Genomic DNA, 20,486 nt, shown 5'->3' with positions numbered 1-20,486 from the left:
CTCTCCGCCGGGACCGCCGGGGCCGCCACCGCGACGCTTGCCGCCGCCGCGCCCTGGAGCACGCGGCGCCGCGCCACTCCCGCCTGGGGCCGGCTTCCTGCTGGGGGATCGATCTGGGTCATGGGTTCCTCTCTCCTACGGGTGTGCGTGCTCACCGAGTCGGCGCCGTCCGCCGGCGGCCGCGATGGGGGCTCAGCGGACCGGCACGTCGACGTACGGTGTGAGGGTGACGGGCCCGAGCAGGCCGTAGTCCTGGCGGGCGAAGTCCGCCCACTGGCCACCGCGGGCGACTCGGACGGCGTTGCACAGGGTGCTGGCCACCTCGACCTGGAGGGTGTTCTTGCCGGCTCGCAGGTAGGGGCCGAGGTCGATCCTGGTGTCCAGGATGTTGACCGCCGGCAGTCGGACGCCGTTCAGTCGGACCCTGACGGTGTCGACCACCGAGCCGAGGTCGAGGATCGCGCCGGAGGCGCCGGTCGGCCGGTCGAAGGTGGTGGTGTAGGTGCCGATGCCGGACGCGTCCGCGAGCCCCTCGAGCGAGCTCCACGGCGCGAGCTCGCTCAGCGTCGCCGTCGTCGTGGTGCTCGTGTCGGTGTCGGTCGGGCTGTCGCCGGGCAGCCACTGCTGCACCCGCAGGGTCCAGGCATCGAGCCGCTGCGCCGCCGGGACCGACCCGACCTCGACCGTGGTCCGACGACCACCCGACAACACCACCCGGTAGCGGCCGGCGGCGGTGGCACGCGCCAGCAGATCGCGCCCGGCGTAGGTCAGGTCGACCTCGGAGCTGGTCGCGCTCGCCCGCGGCACGCTGCCGAGCCGACCGGCGGGGCCGAGGGCGATGATCCTGGCCTCGCTGCCGGCCAGCGACACCGTCAAGATCACCCGCCCCTTCTCGGTGCGGAAGACCGGCACCGCGCTCGCCGTACCGTCGAAGGCACCGAGCAGGTACGGCGTCCCGGAGCCCGCCAACGACACCTCGGCCCGGGTCGCGGCGGTGCCGAGGTTGGTGACCAGGTAGTAGTCGATCGGACCGCTGACCCGGTGTACGGCGGCGAGGTCCGCGTTGCCGGTGGACGGCTCGAAGTCGGGGCGTACGCCGGCCGCCCGGAGTGCCGCGGGAACGTCGGCCTGGCCGGCGACCCGGTGCACTCGGCGGTGCCTGGCAAGCCGGGCCACGACCGCGGCGAGCCTCCTGTCGGCCGTCGCCGCATCGGCGTAGCCGGGTGTCGCGGTGGGCAGGTCCCCGACGATGACGATCGGCAGTCCCGCCTCGGCGTACCGCAGGATCCTGGTCGCGATGTCGAGCTCCAGGGTGTCCTGGTCGAAGAGCACCAGCGCCCGGTAGCCCGGTCCGCTCGGAGCGAGCACGCCGTGGCGGACGGCCGCGTCCTCGAGCCGGAGCGAGCCACTGCTCTGGTAGTCGTAGCTGTAGCCGGCGGCCGCCAGCGCGGTGTCGGTCCACATCCCGATGCCGGAGGACTCACTGCCGTAGCCGATGTCGAGACCGGGCCGATAGACGGCGACATCGATCCTCGGAACCCCCGCCTGACCGACGTACTGGCAACGCGCCAGATAGCCGGACACGTCGGTGATGTGCGTCCAGGTCGGCATCCGCGGACCCCAGTTGTCGCCGGTGGTGATCCCGGCGAAGCCATCGTTGCCCGGCCATTCGGCCTGCGGACCGGTCGAGGTGGGGAAGCCATGGATGATGTCGCGGTTGACCCCCGCGGCGAAGTTGCCGTTCGACATCGGCAGCATGTCGCCGGACCAGGTCATCGAGTAGGACCTGTTCAAGGTGGCGTCGGCCTCGGCGCTGACGATGTTCTTTCCGCCCAGATGCGCGCCGCCGGTGATGACTCGCCACTTCTCGCTGTGCTGGCCGTCGTCGAGCGATTCGCCCTCGGGGTTGTCGATGGTGGCCATCGCCAGCCCGGTGTCGAGCTGGCCGCCGTACGCCTGGGCCTTGTAGCTGAGCCCGCGCGAGTGCGCCCAGTTCTGGATGCGCCAGGTGTGGTGGTCGAGGTAGAGGTCGGAGAGGGTCTGGTGATAGTCCTGCAGCACCCGCTCCTGGGCTGGTGAGGAGATGCTGTACGGCGCGACCGCCGTCTGGCCGAAGCCGGAGGCTACGCCGGCGATCACCGCCGGCAGGTACGGCGTCAGGTCGTAGCCCCGGCGTCTGCGGAACTCCTCGAGCATCGCGGGCGTCCAGTGGGTTCCCGAGGAGAGCTCGATGGAGTCCTCGAAGATCGACGTGGACACGCTGCGCAGCACCGACCGGATCTTCGTGGTCAACAAGGTGTCGTCCCAGAAGTCGGTGACGGCGTCGGCGCCGGCGGCGCTGTAGTGGTCGACGACGTAGGCCAGGCCGGAGTCCAGGCTCTGTCCCGTCGGCTGCAGCCAGAAGGCGATCACCAGCCACTGACCGTCCTCCGGTGCGGTCCAGGACAGCGAGCCGGAGGAAGCGGTGTCGGTGAGATCGACGTAGCCGTCCACCGCGAGCGGGATGGTGCCGGAGTCCGGCACCGTGTCTGCGGAGCAACGAAACGCCTGGACCGCCACCAGCATCTGCTCCGTCGCCCCGTCCGGCAGGTCCGCCGACGGCGTCGGCACGTCCCCGTCGTAGGTCTCGCCGCCGTCCACCACCACGTGCGCGGCCTGGAGCTCCTTGGAGGAGGCCGCGTCGTCCGGGACGATCGTCGGTACGGCGGCCGGCCAGGCGGGGCCGATGAGCATCGAGGCGTGCATGCCGTGCCTGCGCAGCTCGTCGAGAGCCGCGGTGAGGATGTCGATCCACGGCTGAGAGCCGAAGTCGTCCTCGGCTGTCGCGGTCACGCCGTACTGCGAGAGGTAGGTGATCTCGGCGCCGCCGAAGCCACCGGCAGCCATCGCGCGGATGTCGTCACGGACGTCGTCGGCACTCACCGTCGCACCGGGCACCCAGTAGCGGAACCAGGGCCGCGCCGCGACGTCGGGGGCGGCGAAGCCGCGCAGGCTCGATCGGGATGCGGCCCCCGCGGTGGCCGCGCTGCCGGGGGGTGATGAGGCGGCGGCCGGATCGGCCCGCCCCGCGACGATCGTGGTGACGGCACCGGCGGCGACGGCGGCACCGCCGGACTTCAACAGGCTACGGCGGTCAACTGGCATGGCTTGCTCCTGTGGGTGGGCGGGCGCGACGGTGCGCTCACCCGGGCTGCCGTCGGGGCAGCCCGGGTGGGACGTGCTCAGCGGGTCTTGACGGTCGCCTCGGAGGTGTTGCCGGCCCTGTCGACGGCCGCGACCCTGACGGTGGTTCCCTTGGCGACGGTGATCGCGTGCCGGTAGACCTTCCAGGCGTGGTGACCGATCCGGTAGCGGATCTTGGCGATCCCCGAGGTCGCGTCGCGGCCACTCAGCCGCACGACCCGAGTGCGGTGTGGTGTGGTGTGAGGCTTGGTGACCTTGGCCTTGACCTTCGGCCGCACGGTGTCGATCTTCACCTTCGCCGACGCCGTCGCCGAGACCTGCGACCCAGACACCGCCCGAGCCCGGATCATGGTGGTGCCCTGAGCCGAGACGGTCACCGGCCCGGTGTACCGCTTCCAGGAACCGCTGCCGACCTTGAGCTGCACCGTCGCATCCGAGACGCCGGTGACCGACGCCTTCACCTTCGTGGTGTACCAGCCGTTGCGGCCGTTGGCCTTGGCCGGCGACACCTTCAGGGTCGGCGTCGACACCGTGCCGGCGTCGGCCTCGAGCGGCACCGTGACCGTCGAGGACCATCCGATCTCCGTCACGCCCTGGTCCTGCTTCCCGGTGGTCCAGCCGGCCCGGTTGTCCAGAGACGTGCTCAGGTCGATGGAGATGATGTTCTCGCCGGCCTTGAGCACATCGGCGGGGATGGTGACGGTGTCGTTGAACTGGTTCAGCGCGTCGATCTGGTCACCGTTCACGCTCAACCCGGTCAGGTTGTCATAGCCATGCTCCAGACGCAGCCTCACACCGGTGCTCGACCCGTCCCAGTCCTCGGGCAGGGTGAAGGAACGGGTGTAGGTCGCGTTGCCGGAGACCTCGTCGATCCCGTCCACCCCGAGCGCGGTCTTCTGCTCATCACTCAGACTCAACGTGTCCAGCCACGAACCCAACGAGACATCGCCGAAGGAGACATCGGTCTTCTTCGACACCGTCGGATTGACCGCATCCGCCTCCGCATCCGGCCCCCAGCTCTCGATGCCGAGATCCCAGCCGTCGGCCAGGTCCACCGCATCCGGCACCGCACCCACCTTCACCGTCCTGGTGGTGCCATCGGAAAGATCGACGGTGTAGTCACCCGGCTCGGTCGCGGTCAACTGCAAGTTGCCGTCAGCGTCATAGGAGACCGACCCACCGCTGCTGGCCACCGCATGCACCGCACCGGCCTGCGGGAACCCAGTGGTGTCGTTGGCCAACGCCACCACCGTCGACTCCGAGGCACCCAGATCCAGATCGAAACTCACCGAGTCCCCGTCGGTGGTGTACTCCGCGATCGGCGTCACCTCACCTGTGGAGAGGTCCAGCTCATACGGCGTACCGGAACCCTTCAGGGTGACCGAAGTCGAGTCGAAGTTGGAGACCACCTCGCCGCGCTGGCGCGTCCCGCCGCTGACATCGAGCCCCTTGTGGTCATACTTCAGCGGCTCGTCCAGCGTGACGACCATCGGGCAGGCGCTCAGCGCGTCGGAGCGCACACAGCTGCTGCTTCCACTCGCGGCGGCCTCGGCGGAGGCCACGGTCACGGTCTCCTCGGTGCTGCCGCTGCCGACGGTCAGGGTGTCCCCCGCCTCGGTGTCGCCCGCCTCGTCGTAGAGGTTGAGAGTGGTGTCCCCCGCGCTGGCGTCGTTGAGCACCGACATGCCGTCGTTGTAGAGGTAGTAGTAGTCGCCCTCGGTGTTGGCGATGTGGGAGGCCTCGAGGTGCTTGGCGTCGTACTGCGCATCGGCACTGACGCCGTGGTCGGTCAGAAAACCGGTCACCTCATCGAGACTGTCCAGCGTGGTCACCGAGTCCGAAGCGAGCAGCTTGGTGAAGGCCGCCTGCAGGTCGAAGTCCTCAGACCCGGACTCGTCGGTGCCATAGACCCGGGACGGGTCACTGTCCACCACCGCGATCGGCAGACCCGCATCGGCGTAGGCCTGCAACCGGTCGATCCCATCGAGCGACATCGTCTCGGCCGCGTCCAACACCAGCGCCTTGTACGCCGGGCCGTCGGCCTTCAACACCGGCTGGCCATCCACCTGGGTGACCTCAGCACCATCGGCAGACCAGATCGGCTCGGTCAACACGTTGTAGGAATAGCCGTGATCGAGCACGTCCTGCATCGCATTGCCACTCGTGAACGAATAGCCATCCTCCGAGCCGAGCAGCATCGCCACGTCCACCTTGCGGGTCCCGCTCTGCAACACCGCCTGCATCCGATTCACGTAGCCGGTGAAGTCACCGACCTGATCCCACCACGCCTGCCGACCGTTCATGGCGAGGAACTCCGAGAAGTTCCAGCCCGGCCAGGCGTTGTAGTCGGCGTCGAAGCTCCGGGAGAACGAGCTGCCATGCAGGATGACCCGGTTGATGCCGTCGGAGGCGTCAGCGTTCAGCAGGCGCAGCACCTGGCTCCACGGCGAGTGCTTGGTGGCCGTCGCAGTCACCGACTCCATCGAGAGCAGGTCACCCTTGTCGGCCATGTTCAGCGTGCCGTACAGGGTGCGGACACCGTCACCGGCACTGCTGTTGTCACCCTCGGGCACGTCGACCGCCTCGGCCGCAGCCCCGATGTCCAGCCCGTCGAGGGTGTAGGCCTGAGCGCGGTACTGGTAGCCGAACGTCGAGGCCCAGTCACTGATCAGCGAGGCGTGCTTGGTCTCGTACAAGTCGCCGAGGGTCTCGGAATAGTCCTCACCGATCCGGTCCACCGCGTCGGTGTCATCGAAGCTCACCGCCGACCCGACCAACGCCGAGGCATACTTCCCGGTGTCCAGCCCGGTCTTGTCCGCCACCGCCTCGGTGACGTTCTTCGTCCACGGCTTGGTGGAGAAACTGCCCTCGATCGAGTCCTCGAAGATCGCACCACCATTGGCCTTGAGCAGCTTCTTCATCTCCGGATCGAGGATGTGGTCATCCCAGGCATCGAAGATCGCCTGGACCCCCGCCTTGGAGAAGTAGTTGGTCGCCGCAGCCCGGTTGTACTGGGTGGTGTACTTGCTCCCGCCGGACTGGGTCTGGCCGGTGCCGCGGTAGTAGTTCCCGATCAGGACGTAGTCACCGGCCGCCAGGTCATCACCACTGCTGGGGGTGTAGTCACTGAGCGCGTCGAGCCCGGAAAGGTCGGTGGTGTAGTCGTACTGCCAGTCCGCCATCCGCTTGCGGTTGCCGTCGGCATCGATCTTGCCGTCGAAGTCGTCACTGGCCGGGTCCTGCCCCCAGTAGGCGACCACGTCATCGTCATAGTCGACCCCGAGCTCCTCGGCGGTGGCCTCATCGGGGACCCCGGCCGCGGATCCGGCGTAGTTCTTGCCGCCCTTGCGGATGTAGTTCCCCTCAGCGACCTCCTCCTCGGTCGCGGTCCGCTTCGAGGTCGCACCGGTGGCATCGGCCAACGAGGCCAACTCCAGGGTCGGCGTACCGTCCTCGGCGACCGAGGTGACCTTCGCGATGGCCGAGGAGTCGTACGTGTCGGTGAACACGAACGGGACGCCGCTGTTGTCCTTCGTCTTCGTCTTCGTCGCCGGCAGCGGCAGGTCCATCGACCCCGCCGTCAGGTCATCGGCGGTGATCTTGGTGTAGGCCTGGGACGCCTCCTGGCTCGCCCCATCGTCGTTGAAGTCGATGTTGTTGACACTGGGCGGCCAGTGCGCGGTGATGGTCAGGTCCACCTGGAACTTCTGGTCCTCGGCATTGGCAGTCTTCAGCACCGTCTTCACAATCCGCTGCCAGTTCTTCGTGCCCCAGCCGAGTTCGTCCAGGTCGTCATTGGTCGCAGCGGGTCGGTCGGAGAGGTAGGCGATCTCGACGCCGCCGAACCCACCGTCGGCCAGGTCGTTGATCTGGTTCTCCACCTGGTCGAGATAGCCGTTGGTCTCATCGCCCGCCTGAGCGTCCGGGAACCACATCCGCACCATCGTCTTGGCCGGCTGCTGCGGGTCCAAGAAGGCACCGATGGTGCTGCCTGCCGCCGGCGTGCCGGTGGCGAGCATGGTCGCCGTCGTCGGCGCGCCGGTCGCGGTGTCCATCGTCAGGCCGAGTCCGGCCCCGGCCAGCGCTGTTGCCGCCACCACCGCGACACCGCCGCGCACGGCCCGACGCAGGGCCGTCGGGCGGATCAACGCCGCTCTTTCGGGCAGCCGAAATCCTCGCTCGCCAGGCATGGCGAACTCCTCTCTGTGCAGCGCTCACCGGCGCCGGGAAGGACGATCGAAAGAGAAATGAAACGATTCATAAAGAAGGTGACGGAGTGATCGTCGTCACTCCTGGCGGAGCTTGTCAACGGGCCCACCGCCCGGGCATTCGGGGCTTCGGCTCATCGCGAGTCGAATGAGCGGGGCCGCGGACCTCGGGCCGCCGAATTCGGCTCGCATCCGCGGCTGGCGGCGCGCCAATTGCCGCCGACGGCAGGCTCCCCCGATATTGGGAAAAAAGTGTGAGGAGATTGAGAATCTGCTGGCCCAGGAGCCCGACCGGCCAGAGGTTCGCTCACGTGGGCGGGCCCGTCCGGGCCGTCCAGACGTACGCCGAGGCACACTCGCCGAGGAGCGACGACATCGAGTCCGTCAGCGGGTGAGACCCCGCGACGGCACCCGCTGCTGCCGGAAGAGCGCGGCTCCGCCGACGGCGTACGACGTCCCTGGCAGGGCACCGACGCGGACCCGGGGCAGGTGCATACTGCCGACGGGATAGGCCAGTGCGACCGTTTCGGCGAAGGCCTCGGCCACCATCTGACCGGCGGCGTCCAGATCCGCGTCGATGACGACCAGGTCGGCATCCAGCAGCGCGAGCGAGTTGGCCAGCGCCTGGCCCAGCTGCCGGCCGGCCTGATCGAAGGCCCGCCGTACGCTCCGGTCCTCCTCGGCCGCGAGCACGAGCACGTCCTCGATGCCGACCGCACCGAGCGCGGGACGCAGCGTGTCGACCAGGTATCCGACGCCGACGGTCGCGCCGAGACACCCGCGGCGTCCACAGAAACACGGCTGTCCGGCGTCGCCGAGGGTGATATGAGTCAGCTCGCCGGCCATCCCGCCGGCACCGTGGAACGGCCGGCCTTCGACCACGATCGCCGCGGCGAGCACCTCCGCGACCTGCAGGTAGAGCATCGTCTCGGCGCCGATGGCGGCTCCGGCCGTGGCTTCGCCCATCGCTCGCAAGACGGGTCCGCGCTCGCTGCGTACCTCGAAGCCCCATGCCTGGGCCAGCGCCGGCGCCGGATCGTGTCGGGGCACCGCGATACGTGGCGGCCCCTCCGTCCGCCGTGGCGGTGAAGGCCTCGTCCCGGTGCAGCCGTCCTCCCAACCACGGCCGGGACGAAACGGTCCCCACACGCCGATCGCCCCGGCGCGAACCGGCTCGGCGACCACGGCGGTCAGCTCGTCGTACATCCGCAGCACGGCGGGCACCTCATCGAGACAGCCACACTCGGCGACCCACTCCGGACCCGGCGACAGCCAGTCGTAGCGCCGTTCGGCGGCCGCGCTCACCTCCCCGTCCGGGGTGACCAGGGCCAGCCGTACGACGCCCTGGGAACTGTCGGCGACCGCCACCAACCCCGGCTCGGGCGGCAGCCGGAGCCGAGTGGCGGGCCGCCCGCGCCGACCGGAGACCGCGTCGGGACCCGCCTCGACCAGACACCCGTCAGCTAGGAGGGCCGCGACCGCACCGATGACTGTGGCCCGGGGGATGCCGGTCACCCGGGCGATCTCGGTTCGGCTCAGCTCGGCATGCTCGGTGACGGCCGCCAGCACCACCTGTTCGACCAGTCTCCGCCGGCTCCCGGTCTCGGTCACGGCACTCCCATCCCGACCGCCGGGCCCGGCGCATCGAAGATGAAAGGTTTCATGGCGTGATGGTCGTCACGAGGGCGATTCTTGTCAACATCCTCCGTCGGCCCTGCTGGCTCCGTGCTGGCTTGCGGCGGCCCGGCGGCGACGGGGGTAACACGTTGACCACCTAGGTAACAGCGTGCTGCAACAGGCTGCTACCTAGGTGGACGACGTGTTACCCCCCGCTCACCCGCCGCCTACCCCCGCTCACCCGCCGCATGAGGACTTGCCCGGCGTCCGCCCGGCGCCCCGTCGAACCCGCCTTACGCCCGACGCCAGAAGTCCAGCGGGTCGGCGCCGGGTCGGAACCCGGCGGCAGAGGCGACCGCCACCGCCTCGGCGAACCCGTGCGCGAGCAGATCCGGCTCGTGGGCATCGCTGGCAAAGCTGACCGAGTCCCCACCCACGTCGTACCACCAGCGCAGGAGCAACGGGTCCATCGGGATCCGGGTGTTGAACTCCAGCGTCCGACCGCTGCCGGCCAGGATGCGCAGCACGTGGCGGTACTCCTCCTCGAAGAGGGTGGGGTCGAAGGCGTGCGGGTCCCAACGGTCCTCGCCCACCGGCCAGCGCCGCGCGGGGTAGTCGATGTGCGCGAGCACCTGGAACCCGTCGAAGCCGGTGATCAGCTTCTCGATCTCCGCCAGATAGTCGCGCACCACCTGCTCGCGCGCTCGGGCGCCGTACAGGACCGCGAAGTCGGGGTGCCCGTCGAGCTCACCGGCCGAGTGCAGCGAGCCGAGGACGCGCTCGAACCGTCCGCCGGCCAGCAGTTCCTCGGTCTCGGCGGGGTTCCAGTGCGCCTCCCCCAGTTCCACGCCGGTGAGGATGCGCAGGCCGCCGAATCGCGCGCGACACACCTCGATCGCCTCCAGGTAGCCCTCGGCATCGAACGGCGCCGAGCGAGCGGTGTGGTCGACATGCTCGGTGAACGCGATCGAGGGCAGGCCGAGCTGCACCGCACGGGCGCAGGTCGCCGCCATGTCGGCGCGCTTGGTGTCCCACGACCACTCGCTGTGGACATGGTTGTCGGCCGGCAGGGGCTGGTGGCGGCGGTACGACACGACACCAGGCTAGGCGGCGATGACGAACGGCGGCCGGGGTACCCGCAGCCATTTGCCTCTGCTCGGCGTGCGGGAGGAGGACCACTTGGCTCTGCTCGGCGTGCTTGCGGCACCCATTTGCCTCTGCTCGGCGTGCTTGAGGGCACCATTTGGCCCTGCTCGCGCGTTCTGCTGGCGACATACGTGAGTCAGTACGTGAGTCAGGGAGTCAGGTTGTCGTCAGGTGGGGAGCGCATGCTGGTGCCATGGTGCATCTGGGCCTGTGCGAGGACGACCTGGCGATCAGGCGGGTGGTGACCGAGGGGATGCGTCTGCATGGGCACCGCACCACCGCCGCCCACGACGGCGGGGAGGCGTTGCGCCTCTTCGCCACCGACGAGACCCTCGACGTGCTGGTCCTCGACATCGGCCTGCCGGACTCCGACGGCCGCGACGTCTGCGTGGCACTGCGCAGCGCCGGGCAGGCGGCGCCGGTGCTGTTCCTGACCGCGCTGGGGCAGCGGCACGAGAAGCTGGCCGGCTTCGCCGCCGGCGCCGACGACTACCTGGCCAAGCCGTTCGACCTGGCCGAGCTGGTGGCGCGGGTCGAGGCGCTGGCCCGGCGCGGCCGTATGGTCAGCGCTCCCACCCCCAACGGCCTGGCGCTCGACCCGGCGCGCCATGCGGTGGTCTGCGGCGAGGCCGAGGTGCTGCTGACGCCGACCGAGTTCCGGATGCTGGCCGCGATCACCTCCCGGCCGGGCGAGGTGGTGCGCCGCCGCGCGGTCATCGCCGCCGCCTGGCCGGACGGCGCGATCGTCAACGAGAACACCGTCGACTCCTACACCACCAGGATCCGGCGCAAGCTCGAACAGGTCGGCTCGCCGCTGGAGCTGCGGACCGTACGAGGGGTCGGGTTCCAGCTGCGATGAGGCGGCCGCTCGGACTGCGCAGTCAGCTGGTCGCCTGGACCGCACTGCTGGCCGCCGGCGTGATGATCGCGCTCGTCCTGGGCACCCAGGCGGTCCTGGAGCTGACCGCGCACCGCGACGTCGACCGGGCCCTCGGCGTCCGTGCCGATGCGGCCCTCGGCGTCCTGAAACAGTCCGACGAGGCGGCGAAGGCCGACCTCGAGCCGGGCTCGGAGGTGTACGACGACGAGGGCGACCCGGTGGCCGGCGCCCTCGAGCGCGAGCTGCGCCACGACGCCGACGAGCTGGCCACCGCCACGCTGGCCGACGGCCACACCCGGACGAGCGAGTCGGTGCACAACTGGCACCTGCGCGCGGTCACCTACACCACCCGGTCCGGCGAGCGCGGTGTGGTGGTGGTCAGCGAGGACGCCAGCCCCTATGAGCGTTCCGAGCGGTACGCGCTGGTCGCCACCGTGGTCCTCGGCGCCCTGGTGGTGGCGCTGACCGCGACCATCACGCATCTGGTCACCCGCCGGGCGCTCGGGCCGGTCCGGCAGATGGCCGAGCGCGCCACCGAATGGAGCGAACACGACCTGAGCCACCGATTCGAGCTCGGCCCGCCGACCACCGAGCTGGCCGCCCTGGGCGAGACCCTCGACGGCCTGCTGGACCGGGTGGCGGCGGCGATCCACACCGAGCAACGGCTCACCGCGGAGCTCGCGCACGAACTGCGCACCCCGCTCACCGCGGTCCGGGCGAGCGCCGACCTGGCGCTGCTGCGTCCCGACGGCGACCCCGCCGTCCGGGCCGACCTGGTGGAGATCCGCGAGGCCGCGTTGCGGATGAGCGAGGTGATCACCTCCCTGTTGGAGATCGCCCGTCACCCCGAGCGAGGCCGGGGTGAGGCCTCCACCGACCCCGCCGACGTCCTCGACGCGGTCGAGCCGCTGATCCCGGCCCGGCTCACCCTGTCGAGCCGGGTGGCGCCGGCCTGCCCGCAGATCGCCGCCCCGGCCGACCTGGTGGTGCGCGCGCTCGCGCCGTTGGTCGACAACGCCTGCCGGCACGCCGCCGGCCGGGTCCGGCTCGGCATCGGCCCCACCGGAGACGGCCGGATCGCCGTCACCGTCGAGGACGACGGCGACGGCGTCCCCGACGCGCTGCGGGCCACGGTCTTCGGACCGGGCACCAGCGGTGCCGACGGCACCGGCCTGGGACTGGGCATCGCCCGCCGGGTGGCCCGCTCGCTGGGCGGCGACGTGGTGCTCGCCGCCGACAGCGGCTCACGGTTCGTGCTCACCTTGCCCGCGGCCCGTCCGGCCGCCGAGCGCGAGTGAGGCCGCGAGTGAGGCTCAGCCCTCGGCAGCAGCCTCCAGCGCCGCCGCCACTCGGCGGTGCGCCTCCCAGATCTCCTCGGGCAGACCGTCGAACTGACGCAGGTGCTCCTCGCGGAAGCCCATCTCCTGACGCCAACGGTCGATGTCGATGCTGAGGATGGCGTCCAGGTCCGCCTCGGAGATCTCCAGGCCGTCCAGGTTCAGCTCCTCCCGCGCCGGCAGTACGCCGACCGGCGACTCGACCCCGGTGACCTCACCGTCGCGGTACTGGATCAGCCACAGCAGGGCACGCAGGTTCTCCCGGTAGCCCGGCCAGCGGTAGTGGCCGTCCTCGGGGTCGCGCTGGAACCAGTTGACGTGCGCGAAGATCGGCTGGCTGGTGGCGTGGGAGATGATGTGCAGCCAGTGCGCGGCGTACTCGCCCTCGGAGTAGGCCATGAACGGTCGCATCGACATCGGGTCGTAGCGCAGTTGGCCCTCGACGCCCTCGGCCGCGAAGGTCGCCTCGGCGCCCAGCGTCATCCCGTCGTAGACGCCCTCGGCGACATCGGTGATGGCACGGATCAGCGGCTCGCGGTCACGGGTGCGGCCGCCGAAGATGATGGCGTCCACCGGCACGCCGCGGGGGTCGTCGTAGCCCTCGGCGGCGTTGGGCACGTTCGCGATGGTGGTGGTGAAGCGGCTGTTCGGGTGGGCCCACGGCTCGCCGGCCTGCTCCGGGGTCCGATCGGCGATCGGGGTCCCCTTCCAGTCCAGCCAGCCATCGACGTCCTCGGGCGGGTTCTTCGTCTTCCCCTCCCACCACACGTCCTGGGTCTTCGGGTTGTAGGCGACGTTGGTGAAGATCGCGCCCGAGCCCTCCTTGATCGCCTCGATCGCGGTCGGGTTGGAGTCCTCGTTGGTGTCCTTGGCGACGCCGAAGACGCCGTTCTCCGGGTTGAACGCCCAGATCCGGCCGTCGTCGCCGACCCACAGCCAGGCGATGTCATCGCCGTAGAACTCGACGTAGTAGCGATCCCCGAGTGCCTCCGGCGGGAGCGTCATCGACAGGTTCGTCTTGCCCGAGGCCGACGGGAAGCCGCCGACCACGTGCACCTTCTTGCCGGTCTGCCGGTCGGTGATGCCGAGCAGCAGGAACTGCTCGGCCAGGAAGCGCTCGGAGTCCTTGCCGTCATAGCAGGCCTGGCGCAGGCCGTGCGCGATCTTGCCGAGCAGGGCGTTGCCGCCGTACGACGAGCCGTAGTGCAGGATCGTGCGCCGGTCGGCCACCGTGGCGAACAGGCGCTGGTCGTCCGGGGTGCCCTGGCCGAGGTTCGGCAGGTCGCCGGTCACGTGGACCGCGCGGACGAAGGAGTCGGGGTCGGCCAGGTCGTTGAGGTAGTCGATGCCGACCCGGGCCATCCGGATCATCTGCTGCACGACCGGGCGGGAGTCGGTCAGCTCCACGCCGGCGGCGTACGCCTCCAGCGGGCTGCCCTGCGGCGCCATCAGGTAGGGGATCACGTACATCGTCTTGCCGGCCGAGGCTCCGCGCATCCGCTCGGTCAGCGTCGCGACGGTCTCCTCGGCGGGCCGCCAGTTGTTGTAGACACCCTTGTCGGCCTCGTCGGAGGTGGCCACCACCGTGCGCTCCTCGGAGCGTGCGGTGTCCTTGGCGTAGGAGCGGCTGAAGTAGCGTCCGCCCGTCACCGGCGACAGCTCGCCGGCGGCCAGCGACTCGGCCAGCAGCCGGTCGTCGTCGGATGCGCTGACTACCTCGACCCGGTCGGCTCCGGTCACTTCTGCCCAGTACGCGACATAGTCACGCACATGCGGATTCTTGAGCCCCGCCTCATCCAGGACCCGCTCCACGTCAACCATTCCGACACCCTTCAGACTCGCCGATTGCTGGCACGTTACCGGACTTGTCTTGCCCGTCCGGACCCGTGACGAGACCTAGCGTGAGTGATTGATCACCCCGGTGAACAATGGATCGATCCAACCTGGAAGGCGGTCGATTCGACGCTCCCCGACCCGGTGAAATCGCCGTTCCCACCGGCTCACTCGAGCCCGACGCCCGGCTTCGTCCCAGCCCGGCCGGCACCGGATTCATGGCCGATTCACAGCCGATCCAGGCCGGTCCAGCCGGTCCAGCCGGTCCAGGCCGATCCGTCGTGGATGCGCGACGGATGCGCGGTGATGCGGTCCCCCGCGTCGCCGACCGGTCAGAGCCAGCGGGCCGCGCCACGGATGTGCGCCTCGACCAGATCCGCGGCCCGCGCCGGTCGGCCGGCGGCCACCGCCGCGTAGATCTCGCGGTGCTCGGCGTTCAGGCCCGCGCGCACCCGCAGCCAGTCCTCGCCCAACGCCTCCAGTCCCCGCAGGATCGGACGTCTGGTCGAGTCCCGGATGGCGGCGGTCATGTCGGCCATCAGCCGGTTGCCGCCGGCCTCGGCCAGCGCGATGTGGAAGGCGGCGTCGAGCTCGTTGTACGCCGCCCGGTCCGCCGTCGCCTCGAGCTCGTCGAGCAGAGCGAGCAGCCCGGCCCGTGCCGGCGGGGTGCCGTGCTCGGCGGCCAGGGCGACCGAGGAGCGCTCCAGCATCACCCGCGAGTCCACCACGTCGTCGAGGGCGAAGTTGCCCAGCGCGACGTGCAACCGGAGCAGGCGGTTGAGAGCCGCCGACGGCAGCGCCGTCACCACCGTGCCGGCCTCCGGCCCCGACCCCACCCCGGCACGCACCACACCCTGTGCCTCGAGCGTCCGGATCGCCTCCCGTACGGCGGCCCGGGAGACCTGCAGCGACGCAGCCAGGTAGCGCTCGGCCGGGAGCCGGTCGCCGACCTTGAGTGAGCCGTCCAGGATCCGGTCCTCGACCAGGTCGAGCACCACCCGATACGCCCGTGCCGGCGCCGCGGCGAGTTCGGCCATCTCGTCCTCGTCTCTCCCTGCAGGTCGCTGCGCGTCTCCGTGTCTCCGTGTCTCCGCGTCTCCGTGTCCGGGAGCCGGCCTCCCACCGCCCCGGCTTGACCGGACGTTCGCGGTCACCCTACTGTCGGATCATGTGGTCTGACCACAGGATGTCGGCCGAGATCGGAGATTCGCCCATGACTGACCTGCCGGGCACCGGGGTGCGGGTCGCGCTCTTCGCCACCTGCTTCAACGACACCATGTGGCCACAGACGCCACGCTCCGTCGTACGACTGCTCGAGCGGCTCGGCTGCACCGTCGAGTTCCCGAGGGCACAGACCTGCTGCGGCCAGATGTTCACCAACACCGGCTACACCCGTGAGGCACTGCCGCTGGTCGAGCGCTTCGCCGACGTCTTCGACTCCTACGACGCGGTGGTCGCGCCGAGCGGCTCCTGTGTCGGCTCGGTGCGTCACCAGCACCAGATGATCGCCCGGACCTGCGACCGGCCGGCGCTGGCCGAGCGGGCCGCCACCGGCTCGCGGAAGGTCTACGAGCTCAGTGAGTTCCTCCTCGACGTCCTCGGCGTGACCGATGTCGGCGCGACCTTCCCGCATCGGGTCACCTATCACCCGACCTGCCACTCCCTGCGCATGCTGCGGGTGGCCGACAAGCCGTTGCGGCTGCTGCGAGCGGTCCGCGGCATCGATCTGGTCGAGCTCCCGGGAGCCGAGGAGTGCTGTGGTTTCGGCGGCACGTTCGCGGTCAAGAACGCCGACACCTCGGTGGCGATGGGCTCCGACAAGGCCCGGCATGTCCGGGAGACCGAGGCCGACGTCCTGGTCGCCGGCGACAACTCCTGTCTGGCCCACATCGGCGGCCTGCTGCATCGGCAGCGTGCCGGCGTACGCGTGATGCACCTGGCCGAGATCCTGGCCAGCACCGAGGCCGACGTGGCCGCCGAGATGGCACAGGCCCTGGCCGAAGGTGCGCCGGCATGAGTGAGCGTCAGCGAGCGACGGACGACCTCAGGCCGCCGCGTCCGTCTCCGTGCCTCGCCGCGACGGAGGCGGCGGTATGAGCGGAACCTTCGTCGGGATGCCCGCGTTCCCGGCCGCCGCCGCGCAGGCGCTGCAGAACTCCCAGCAGCGCAAGAACCTGCATCACGCCACCCACACCATCCGGGACAAGCGGGCCGGAGTGGTGGGCGAGGTCGACGACTGGGAGGAGCTGCGCCTGGCCGGCGCCGCGATCAAGGACGAGGTGCTCACCCACCTCGACCACTACCTGCTCCAGCTCGAGGAGTCGCTGACCCGGGCCGGAGCGAGGGTGCACTGGGCCCGCGACGCCGCCGAGGCCTGCGCCATCGTCACCGGGCTGGTCGAGGAGACCGGTGCGGAGGAGGTGGTCAAGGTCAAGTCGATGGCGACCCAGGAGATCGAGCTCAACGAGGCGCTGGCGGCAGCGGGGATCGACGCCTGGGAGACCGACCTCGCCGAGCTGATCGTCCAGCTCGGCCACGACCGGCCCAGCCACATCCTGGTCCCCGCGATCCACCGCAACCGGGCCGAGATCAAGGAGATCTTCACCCACGAGATGGGCAAGGTCGGCACACCCGCACCGGACGGCCTGACCGCCGAGCCCCGGGCCCTGGCCGAGGCCGCCCGGGTGCACCTGCGGGAGAAGTTCCTGCGGGCCAGGGTCGCCATCTCCGGGGCCAACTTCGCCGTCGCCGAGACCGGCACGCTCGTGGTGGTCGAGTCCGAGGGCAACGGCCGGATGTGTCTCACCCTGCCCGAGACGCTGATCAGTGTGGTCGGGATCGAGAAGGTGCTGCCCACTCCCGCCGACCTGGAGGTCTTCCTCCAGCTGCTGCCGCGCTCCTCCACCGGGGAGCGGATGAACCCCTACACCTCGACCTGGACCGGGGTGACACCCGGCGACGGACCGCAGGACGTGCACGTCGTACTGCTGGACAACGGGCGTACGGCGGCCCTGGCCGACGAGGTCGGCCGGCAGGCACTGCGCTGCATCCGGTGCTCGGCCTGCCTCAACGTCTGCCCGGTCTACGAGCGGGTGGGTGGACACGCCTACGGCTCGGTCTATCCCGGGCCGATCGGCGCGGTGCTCAACCCGCAGCTGCGCGGCACGGCCTCGCCGATCGACAAGTCACTGCCGTACGCCTCCTCGCTGTGCGGCGCGTGCTTCGACGCCTGCCCGGTGCGGATCGACATCCCCGAGCTGCTGGTGCATCTGCGCACCCGGGTGGTGGACGAGAAGCGAGGCGGCGTCCCCTCCGGCGAGCAGCTCGCGATGAGGGGAGCGGCCTGGATGTTCTCCGACGCCAAGCGCTTCGAGGCGGCGCAGAGGGCCGCCGAGACCGCCGGCAGGATGCTCGGCCGGAAGGACGCGCTGACCCGGATCCCTGGCGTGCCCGCCTGGTCGGATGCCCGGGACGCACCGGTGCCGCCGCGGGAGACCTTCCGGACCTGGTGGGAGAAGGAGGGGCGCGGATGAGCGCGCGTGCGGAGATCCTCGGCCGGATCGGCGCGGCCCTGGGCGACGTACCGCGGCCGGCGCCGTCGCCGTTCCCATCGCCGGCCGAGTGGACCTACGGCGCCCCGGCAACCGGGATCGAGGACGTCGCCGGACTCTTCGTCGAGCGGGTCGAGGACTACCGGGCCGTCGTCGACCGGGTGGCCGCGGCCGATTTGCCGGCTGCGGTCGGCCGGGCACTCGGACCGGCCCGCGCGGTCGTCGTGCCGCCCGGACTGGAGCCGGAGTGGCTCTCCACCGTCGTGGACGTCGAGGTGGTGGTCGACGACGGCACCCTGAGCGCCGCCGAGCTCGACGCGACCGACGCCGTGGTCACCGCTGCTGCCGTCGGGATCGCGGTGACCGGCACGATCGTGCTCGACCACGGCGCCGACCAGGGCCGACGGGCGCTCTCCCTGGTGCCCGATCTCCATGTCTGCGTGGTCCGGCTCGACCAATTGGTCGGCGACGTGCCCGAGGCCGTCGCCCGACTCTCCGAGGCCGTGGCGTCGGGTCGTCCGTTGACCTGGATCAGCGGGCCGTCGGCCACCAGCGACATCGAGTTGGAGCGGGTCGAGGGCGTGCACGGACCACGGAACCTGCACGTGCTCCTGGTCGACTGAGGGCCGGGCGGCCGGCCCGGCCCTCACGACGTACGACGATCCGGGTCGGCGCCCGGGACCGGCACGCCGATCGACTGCAGCACCCAGAACGCCGCGAACAGCAACAACAGCGAGATCTCCAGGCCGAGCAGGGCGTAGTCCCAGGACCACAGTGCCGCGAAGACGACCGCGGCCAGCGCCATCGCGGCGAGGACCGACCAGTACCCGACGTCGTACCGGCTCCCCTTCGCGGCCGGTTGCCAAGCCAGTACCCGCACGCCCCAGTCGGTGTTGAGCAGCACCACCCCGACGAACGGGAGGAAGGTGAAGACCGCGGCGAGCGCGTGGGCATGGGTGGCGAAGGAGTCGCGGTCGACCAGGATCCAGACGACGCCGACTACCCACGCCGCCGGGATCGAGATCAGCCCCAGCACACTCCACAGCGTCGGTGCGGGCCCGCCGTGGGAGCGCCGCCGCACCACGGCGACCAGCACCACCAGGTAGCCGACCGCGAGCACGACCAGATAGGTCAGCGCGCTGTTGGCGATGGCGGGCTCGTCCGGCGCACGCCCCAGCTCGGGGGTGGGGACGAACGCGACCATCGGCGCCGAGATGCCGGCCAGGTTGAGGCAGACGTCCTCGGCGTCGGTGAGGCCCCGCAACGCGACCAGGCACGCACCGACGCAACACAGCACGGCGATGAAGACCGGGCCCGCCGCGGTGTAGTAGTAGGCGCTGATCGAGGTCTGCCAGCCGGTCCGGACGGTCTCGGCCGCGACCGAGATCGCCAGCGCCAACAGCAGCGCGAGCAGGATGAGTCGGACGTAGCGGTAGGTCGTCGCCTCTGCGGCCATGAGCCCAACCTAGGGAACCGTCACCCGCATCGGCTCGACGGCGCGGGCTCGGACGCTCAGAAACCGATCGGCAGTCCGGCGTAGTTCTCCGCCAGGCCGGTCGCGCCGGCCTCGCTCGAGCAGACCCAGCGCAGCTGGGAGAGCTGGAGCTGGGCGTCGAACGGGTCGCCACTGGTGTGCAGCATGGTGGTCATCCACCAGGAGAAGTGCTCACAGCGCCAGACCCGGCGCAGCGCCCGATCGGAGTAGGCGTCGGCGAGCCGGGCGTCACCGCTGCCCACCAGGTCGGCCAGCGCGGGCGCCAGCAACGCCACGTCGGCGACGGCGAGGTTGAGCCCCTTCGCGCCGGTGGGCGGGACGATGTGGGCGGCGTCGCCGGCGAGGAAGAGCCGGCCGTGTCGCATCGGGGTCTGCACGTAGGACCGCATCGGCAGCACCGACTTGTCGGTGATCGGGCCGGGGTTGAGCTTCCAGCCGTCCTGGCCGTGGCCCAGCCGGGTGGCGAGCGCCTCCCAGATCCGGTCGTCGCTCCACTCCTCGATCGGCGTGCCGTTCGGGACCTGCAGATAGAGCCGGCTGACGGTGGCCGAGCGCATCGAGTGCATCGCGAACCCGTCCGGGTGCCAGGCGTAGATCAGCTCGTCGGTGGACGGCGCGACGTCGGCCAGGATCCCCAGCCAGGAGTAGGGATAGACCCGCTCCCAGGTCTGGGTGACCTCGGCCGGCACCGCGCTGCGGCTCGGTCCGAACGAGCCGTCGCAACCGGCGATCACGGCGGCCTCCAGTCGGTGGTCCACGCCGCCCGCGGTGAAGGTGACGTACGGCGTCTCGGACTCGACGTCGTGCGGCACGACCTCGCTCGCCTGGTAGTACACCTGCTGCCCGGCCGCGTTGCGGGCCGCGATCAGGTCCTTCTGCACCTCGGTCTGCCCGTAGACCCACACGCTGCGGCCGGTGCGGTCGACGAAGTCGATGTGGTGCCGCTCGGTGGGCCACTGCAGGTAGATCCCGCGGTGCTCGTCACCCTCCCGCTCGAGCCGGTCGGCGAGACCGACCGAGCGGAGCAGCTCGACGGTGGAGTGTTCCAGGATGCCGGCACGGATGCGGGCGGCGACGTACTCCTCCGAGCGTGCCTCGACGATGACCGACTCGATCCCGCGGGCGGCGAGCAGATGGGAGAGCAGCATGCCGGCGGGGCCGGCGCCGACGATGGCGACCTGGGTGCGAAGCGTGGTGGGCATGGTCACATTGAACGGCTGTGACCGACGGCACCTC

General features: G+C 70.5%; 13 protein-coding genes. 5 read left to right on the top strand and 8 right to left on the bottom strand.

The features are described 5' to 3' along the window. Positions 1 to 192: 192 nt before the first annotated feature. The 4 genes from QM638_RS18555 to QM638_RS18540 form a co-directional block, all read right to left on the bottom strand. Positions 193 to 3,144, bottom strand: coding sequence for a glycosyl hydrolase (locus QM638_RS18555; RefSeq protein ID WP_415144366.1), 2,952 nt, complete (start codon positions 3,142 to 3,144; stop codon positions 193 to 195). A gap of 77 nt (positions 3,145 to 3,221) precedes the next feature. Further along, complete coding sequence (locus QM638_RS18550; RefSeq protein ID WP_415144364.1) at positions 3,222 to 7,373, bottom strand: glycosyl hydrolase; 4,152 nt, start codon at positions 7,371 to 7,373, stop codon at positions 3,222 to 3,224. A gap of 402 nt (positions 7,374 to 7,775) precedes the next feature. Beyond that, entirely contained in the window at positions 7,776 to 9,002 is a 1,227-nt protein-coding gene (locus QM638_RS18545) for an ROK family transcriptional regulator (RefSeq protein ID WP_415144362.1), read from the bottom strand. Between the two features lie 299 nt (positions 9,003 to 9,301). Then, positions 9,302 to 10,102, bottom strand: coding sequence for a PHP domain-containing protein (locus tag QM638_RS18540; protein ID WP_415144360.1), 801 nt, complete (start codon positions 10,100 to 10,102; stop codon positions 9,302 to 9,304). A 245-nt stretch (positions 10,103 to 10,347) separates the two neighbouring features. On the opposite strand from QM638_RS18540, the gene QM638_RS18535 reads away from it, so the two are divergent. Both QM638_RS18535 and QM638_RS18530 read left to right on the top strand, forming a co-directional pair. Next, complete coding sequence (locus QM638_RS18535) at positions 10,348 to 11,013, top strand: response regulator transcription factor (protein WP_415144358.1); 666 nt, start codon at positions 10,348 to 10,350, stop codon at positions 11,011 to 11,013. Next, complete coding sequence (locus QM638_RS18530; RefSeq protein WP_415144356.1) at positions 11,010 to 12,332, top strand: sensor histidine kinase; 1,323 nt, start codon at positions 11,010 to 11,012, stop codon at positions 12,330 to 12,332. The genes QM638_RS18535 and QM638_RS18530 overlap by 4 nt, the downstream gene beginning before the upstream one ends. A 15-nt stretch (positions 12,333 to 12,347) precedes the next feature. On the opposite strand, the gene QM638_RS18525 is transcribed toward QM638_RS18530, so the two are convergent. Together QM638_RS18525 and QM638_RS18520 are read right to left on the bottom strand one after the other, a co-directional pair. After that, a complete protein-coding gene (locus QM638_RS18525; RefSeq protein WP_415144354.1) occupies positions 12,348 to 14,192 on the bottom strand; it encodes a phosphoenolpyruvate carboxykinase (GTP) in 1,845 nt (614 codons plus the stop codon). 344 nt (positions 14,193 to 14,536) lie between these two features. Then, on the bottom strand, positions 14,537 to 15,241 hold the full coding sequence (locus tag QM638_RS18520) for a FadR/GntR family transcriptional regulator (RefSeq protein ID WP_415144352.1): 705 nt from the start codon (positions 15,239 to 15,241) through the stop codon (positions 14,537 to 14,539). Positions 15,242 to 15,417: 176 nt separating this feature from the next. Between QM638_RS18520 and QM638_RS18515 the strand changes: the two genes are divergently transcribed. From QM638_RS18515 to QM638_RS18505, 3 genes are all read left to right on the top strand, one after another. Then, positions 15,418 to 16,221, top strand: coding sequence for a (Fe-S)-binding protein (locus QM638_RS18515; protein ID WP_415144350.1), 804 nt, complete (start codon positions 15,418 to 15,420; stop codon positions 16,219 to 16,221). Positions 16,222 to 16,297: 76 nt separating this feature from the next. Next, entirely contained in the window at positions 16,298 to 17,737 is a 1,440-nt protein-coding gene (locus tag QM638_RS18510) for a LutB/LldF family L-lactate oxidation iron-sulfur protein (protein WP_415144348.1), read from the top strand. Next, entirely contained in the window at positions 17,734 to 18,378 is a 645-nt protein-coding gene (locus tag QM638_RS18505) for a LutC/YkgG family protein (RefSeq protein ID WP_415144346.1), read from the top strand. Before QM638_RS18510 ends, QM638_RS18505 begins: the two co-directional genes overlap by 4 nt. A 23-nt stretch (positions 18,379 to 18,401) precedes the next feature. Here the strand turns inward: QM638_RS18505 and QM638_RS18500 are convergent, their stop codons facing one another. After that, positions 18,402 to 19,211, bottom strand: a complete 810-nt coding sequence (locus QM638_RS18500) for a hypothetical protein (protein ID WP_415144344.1) — start codon at positions 19,209 to 19,211, stop codon at positions 18,402 to 18,404. Between the two features lie 56 nt (positions 19,212 to 19,267). Next, positions 19,268 to 20,452 (bottom strand): 4-hydroxybenzoate 3-monooxygenase, encoded by a 1,185-nt coding sequence (locus tag QM638_RS18495; RefSeq protein WP_415144343.1) that lies wholly within the window; start codon positions 20,450 to 20,452, stop codon positions 19,268 to 19,270. Positions 20,453 to 20,486 lie beyond the last annotated feature (34 nt).

This window comes from Nocardioides sp., assembly GCF_047606145.1.
Classification (GTDB): Bacteria; Actinomycetota; Actinomycetes; order Propionibacteriales; family Nocardioidaceae; genus Nocardioides.
The sequence above is the reverse complement of the archived record's forward strand: the minus strand, read 5'-3'. Positions and strand labels throughout refer to the sequence as shown.

Excerpts from the sequence above, each read along its gene's own strand:
- QM638_RS18555 (WP_415144366.1), bottom strand. The coding sequence starts at position 3,144 with ATGCCAGTTGACCGCCGTAGCCTGTTGAAGTCCGGCGGTGCCGCCGTC.
- QM638_RS18550 (WP_415144364.1), bottom strand. The coding sequence starts at position 7,373 with ATGCCTGGCGAGCGAGGATTTCGGCTGCCCGAAAGAGCGGCGTTGATC.
- QM638_RS18535 (WP_415144358.1), top strand. The coding sequence starts at position 10,348 with ATGGTGCATCTGGGCCTGTGCGAGGACGACCTGGCGATCAGGCGGGTG.
- QM638_RS18530 (WP_415144356.1), top strand. The coding sequence starts at position 11,010 with ATGAGGCGGCCGCTCGGACTGCGCAGTCAGCTGGTCGCCTGGACCGCA.
- QM638_RS18525 (WP_415144354.1), bottom strand. The coding sequence starts at position 14,192 with ATGGTTGACGTGGAGCGGGTCCTGGATGAGGCGGGGCTCAAGAATCCG.
- QM638_RS18520 (WP_415144352.1), bottom strand. The coding sequence starts at position 15,241 with ATGGCCGAACTCGCCGCGGCGCCGGCACGGGCGTATCGGGTGGTGCTC.
- QM638_RS18515 (WP_415144350.1), top strand. The coding sequence starts at position 15,418 with ATGACTGACCTGCCGGGCACCGGGGTGCGGGTCGCGCTCTTCGCCACC.
- QM638_RS18510 (WP_415144348.1), top strand. The coding sequence starts at position 16,298 with ATGAGCGGAACCTTCGTCGGGATGCCCGCGTTCCCGGCCGCCGCCGCG.
- QM638_RS18505 (WP_415144346.1), top strand. The coding sequence starts at position 17,734 with ATGAGCGCGCGTGCGGAGATCCTCGGCCGGATCGGCGCGGCCCTGGGC.
- QM638_RS18500 (WP_415144344.1), bottom strand. The coding sequence starts at position 19,211 with ATGGCCGCAGAGGCGACGACCTACCGCTACGTCCGACTCATCCTGCTC.
- QM638_RS18495 (WP_415144343.1), bottom strand. The coding sequence starts at position 20,452 with ATGCCCACCACGCTTCGCACCCAGGTCGCCATCGTCGGCGCCGGCCCC.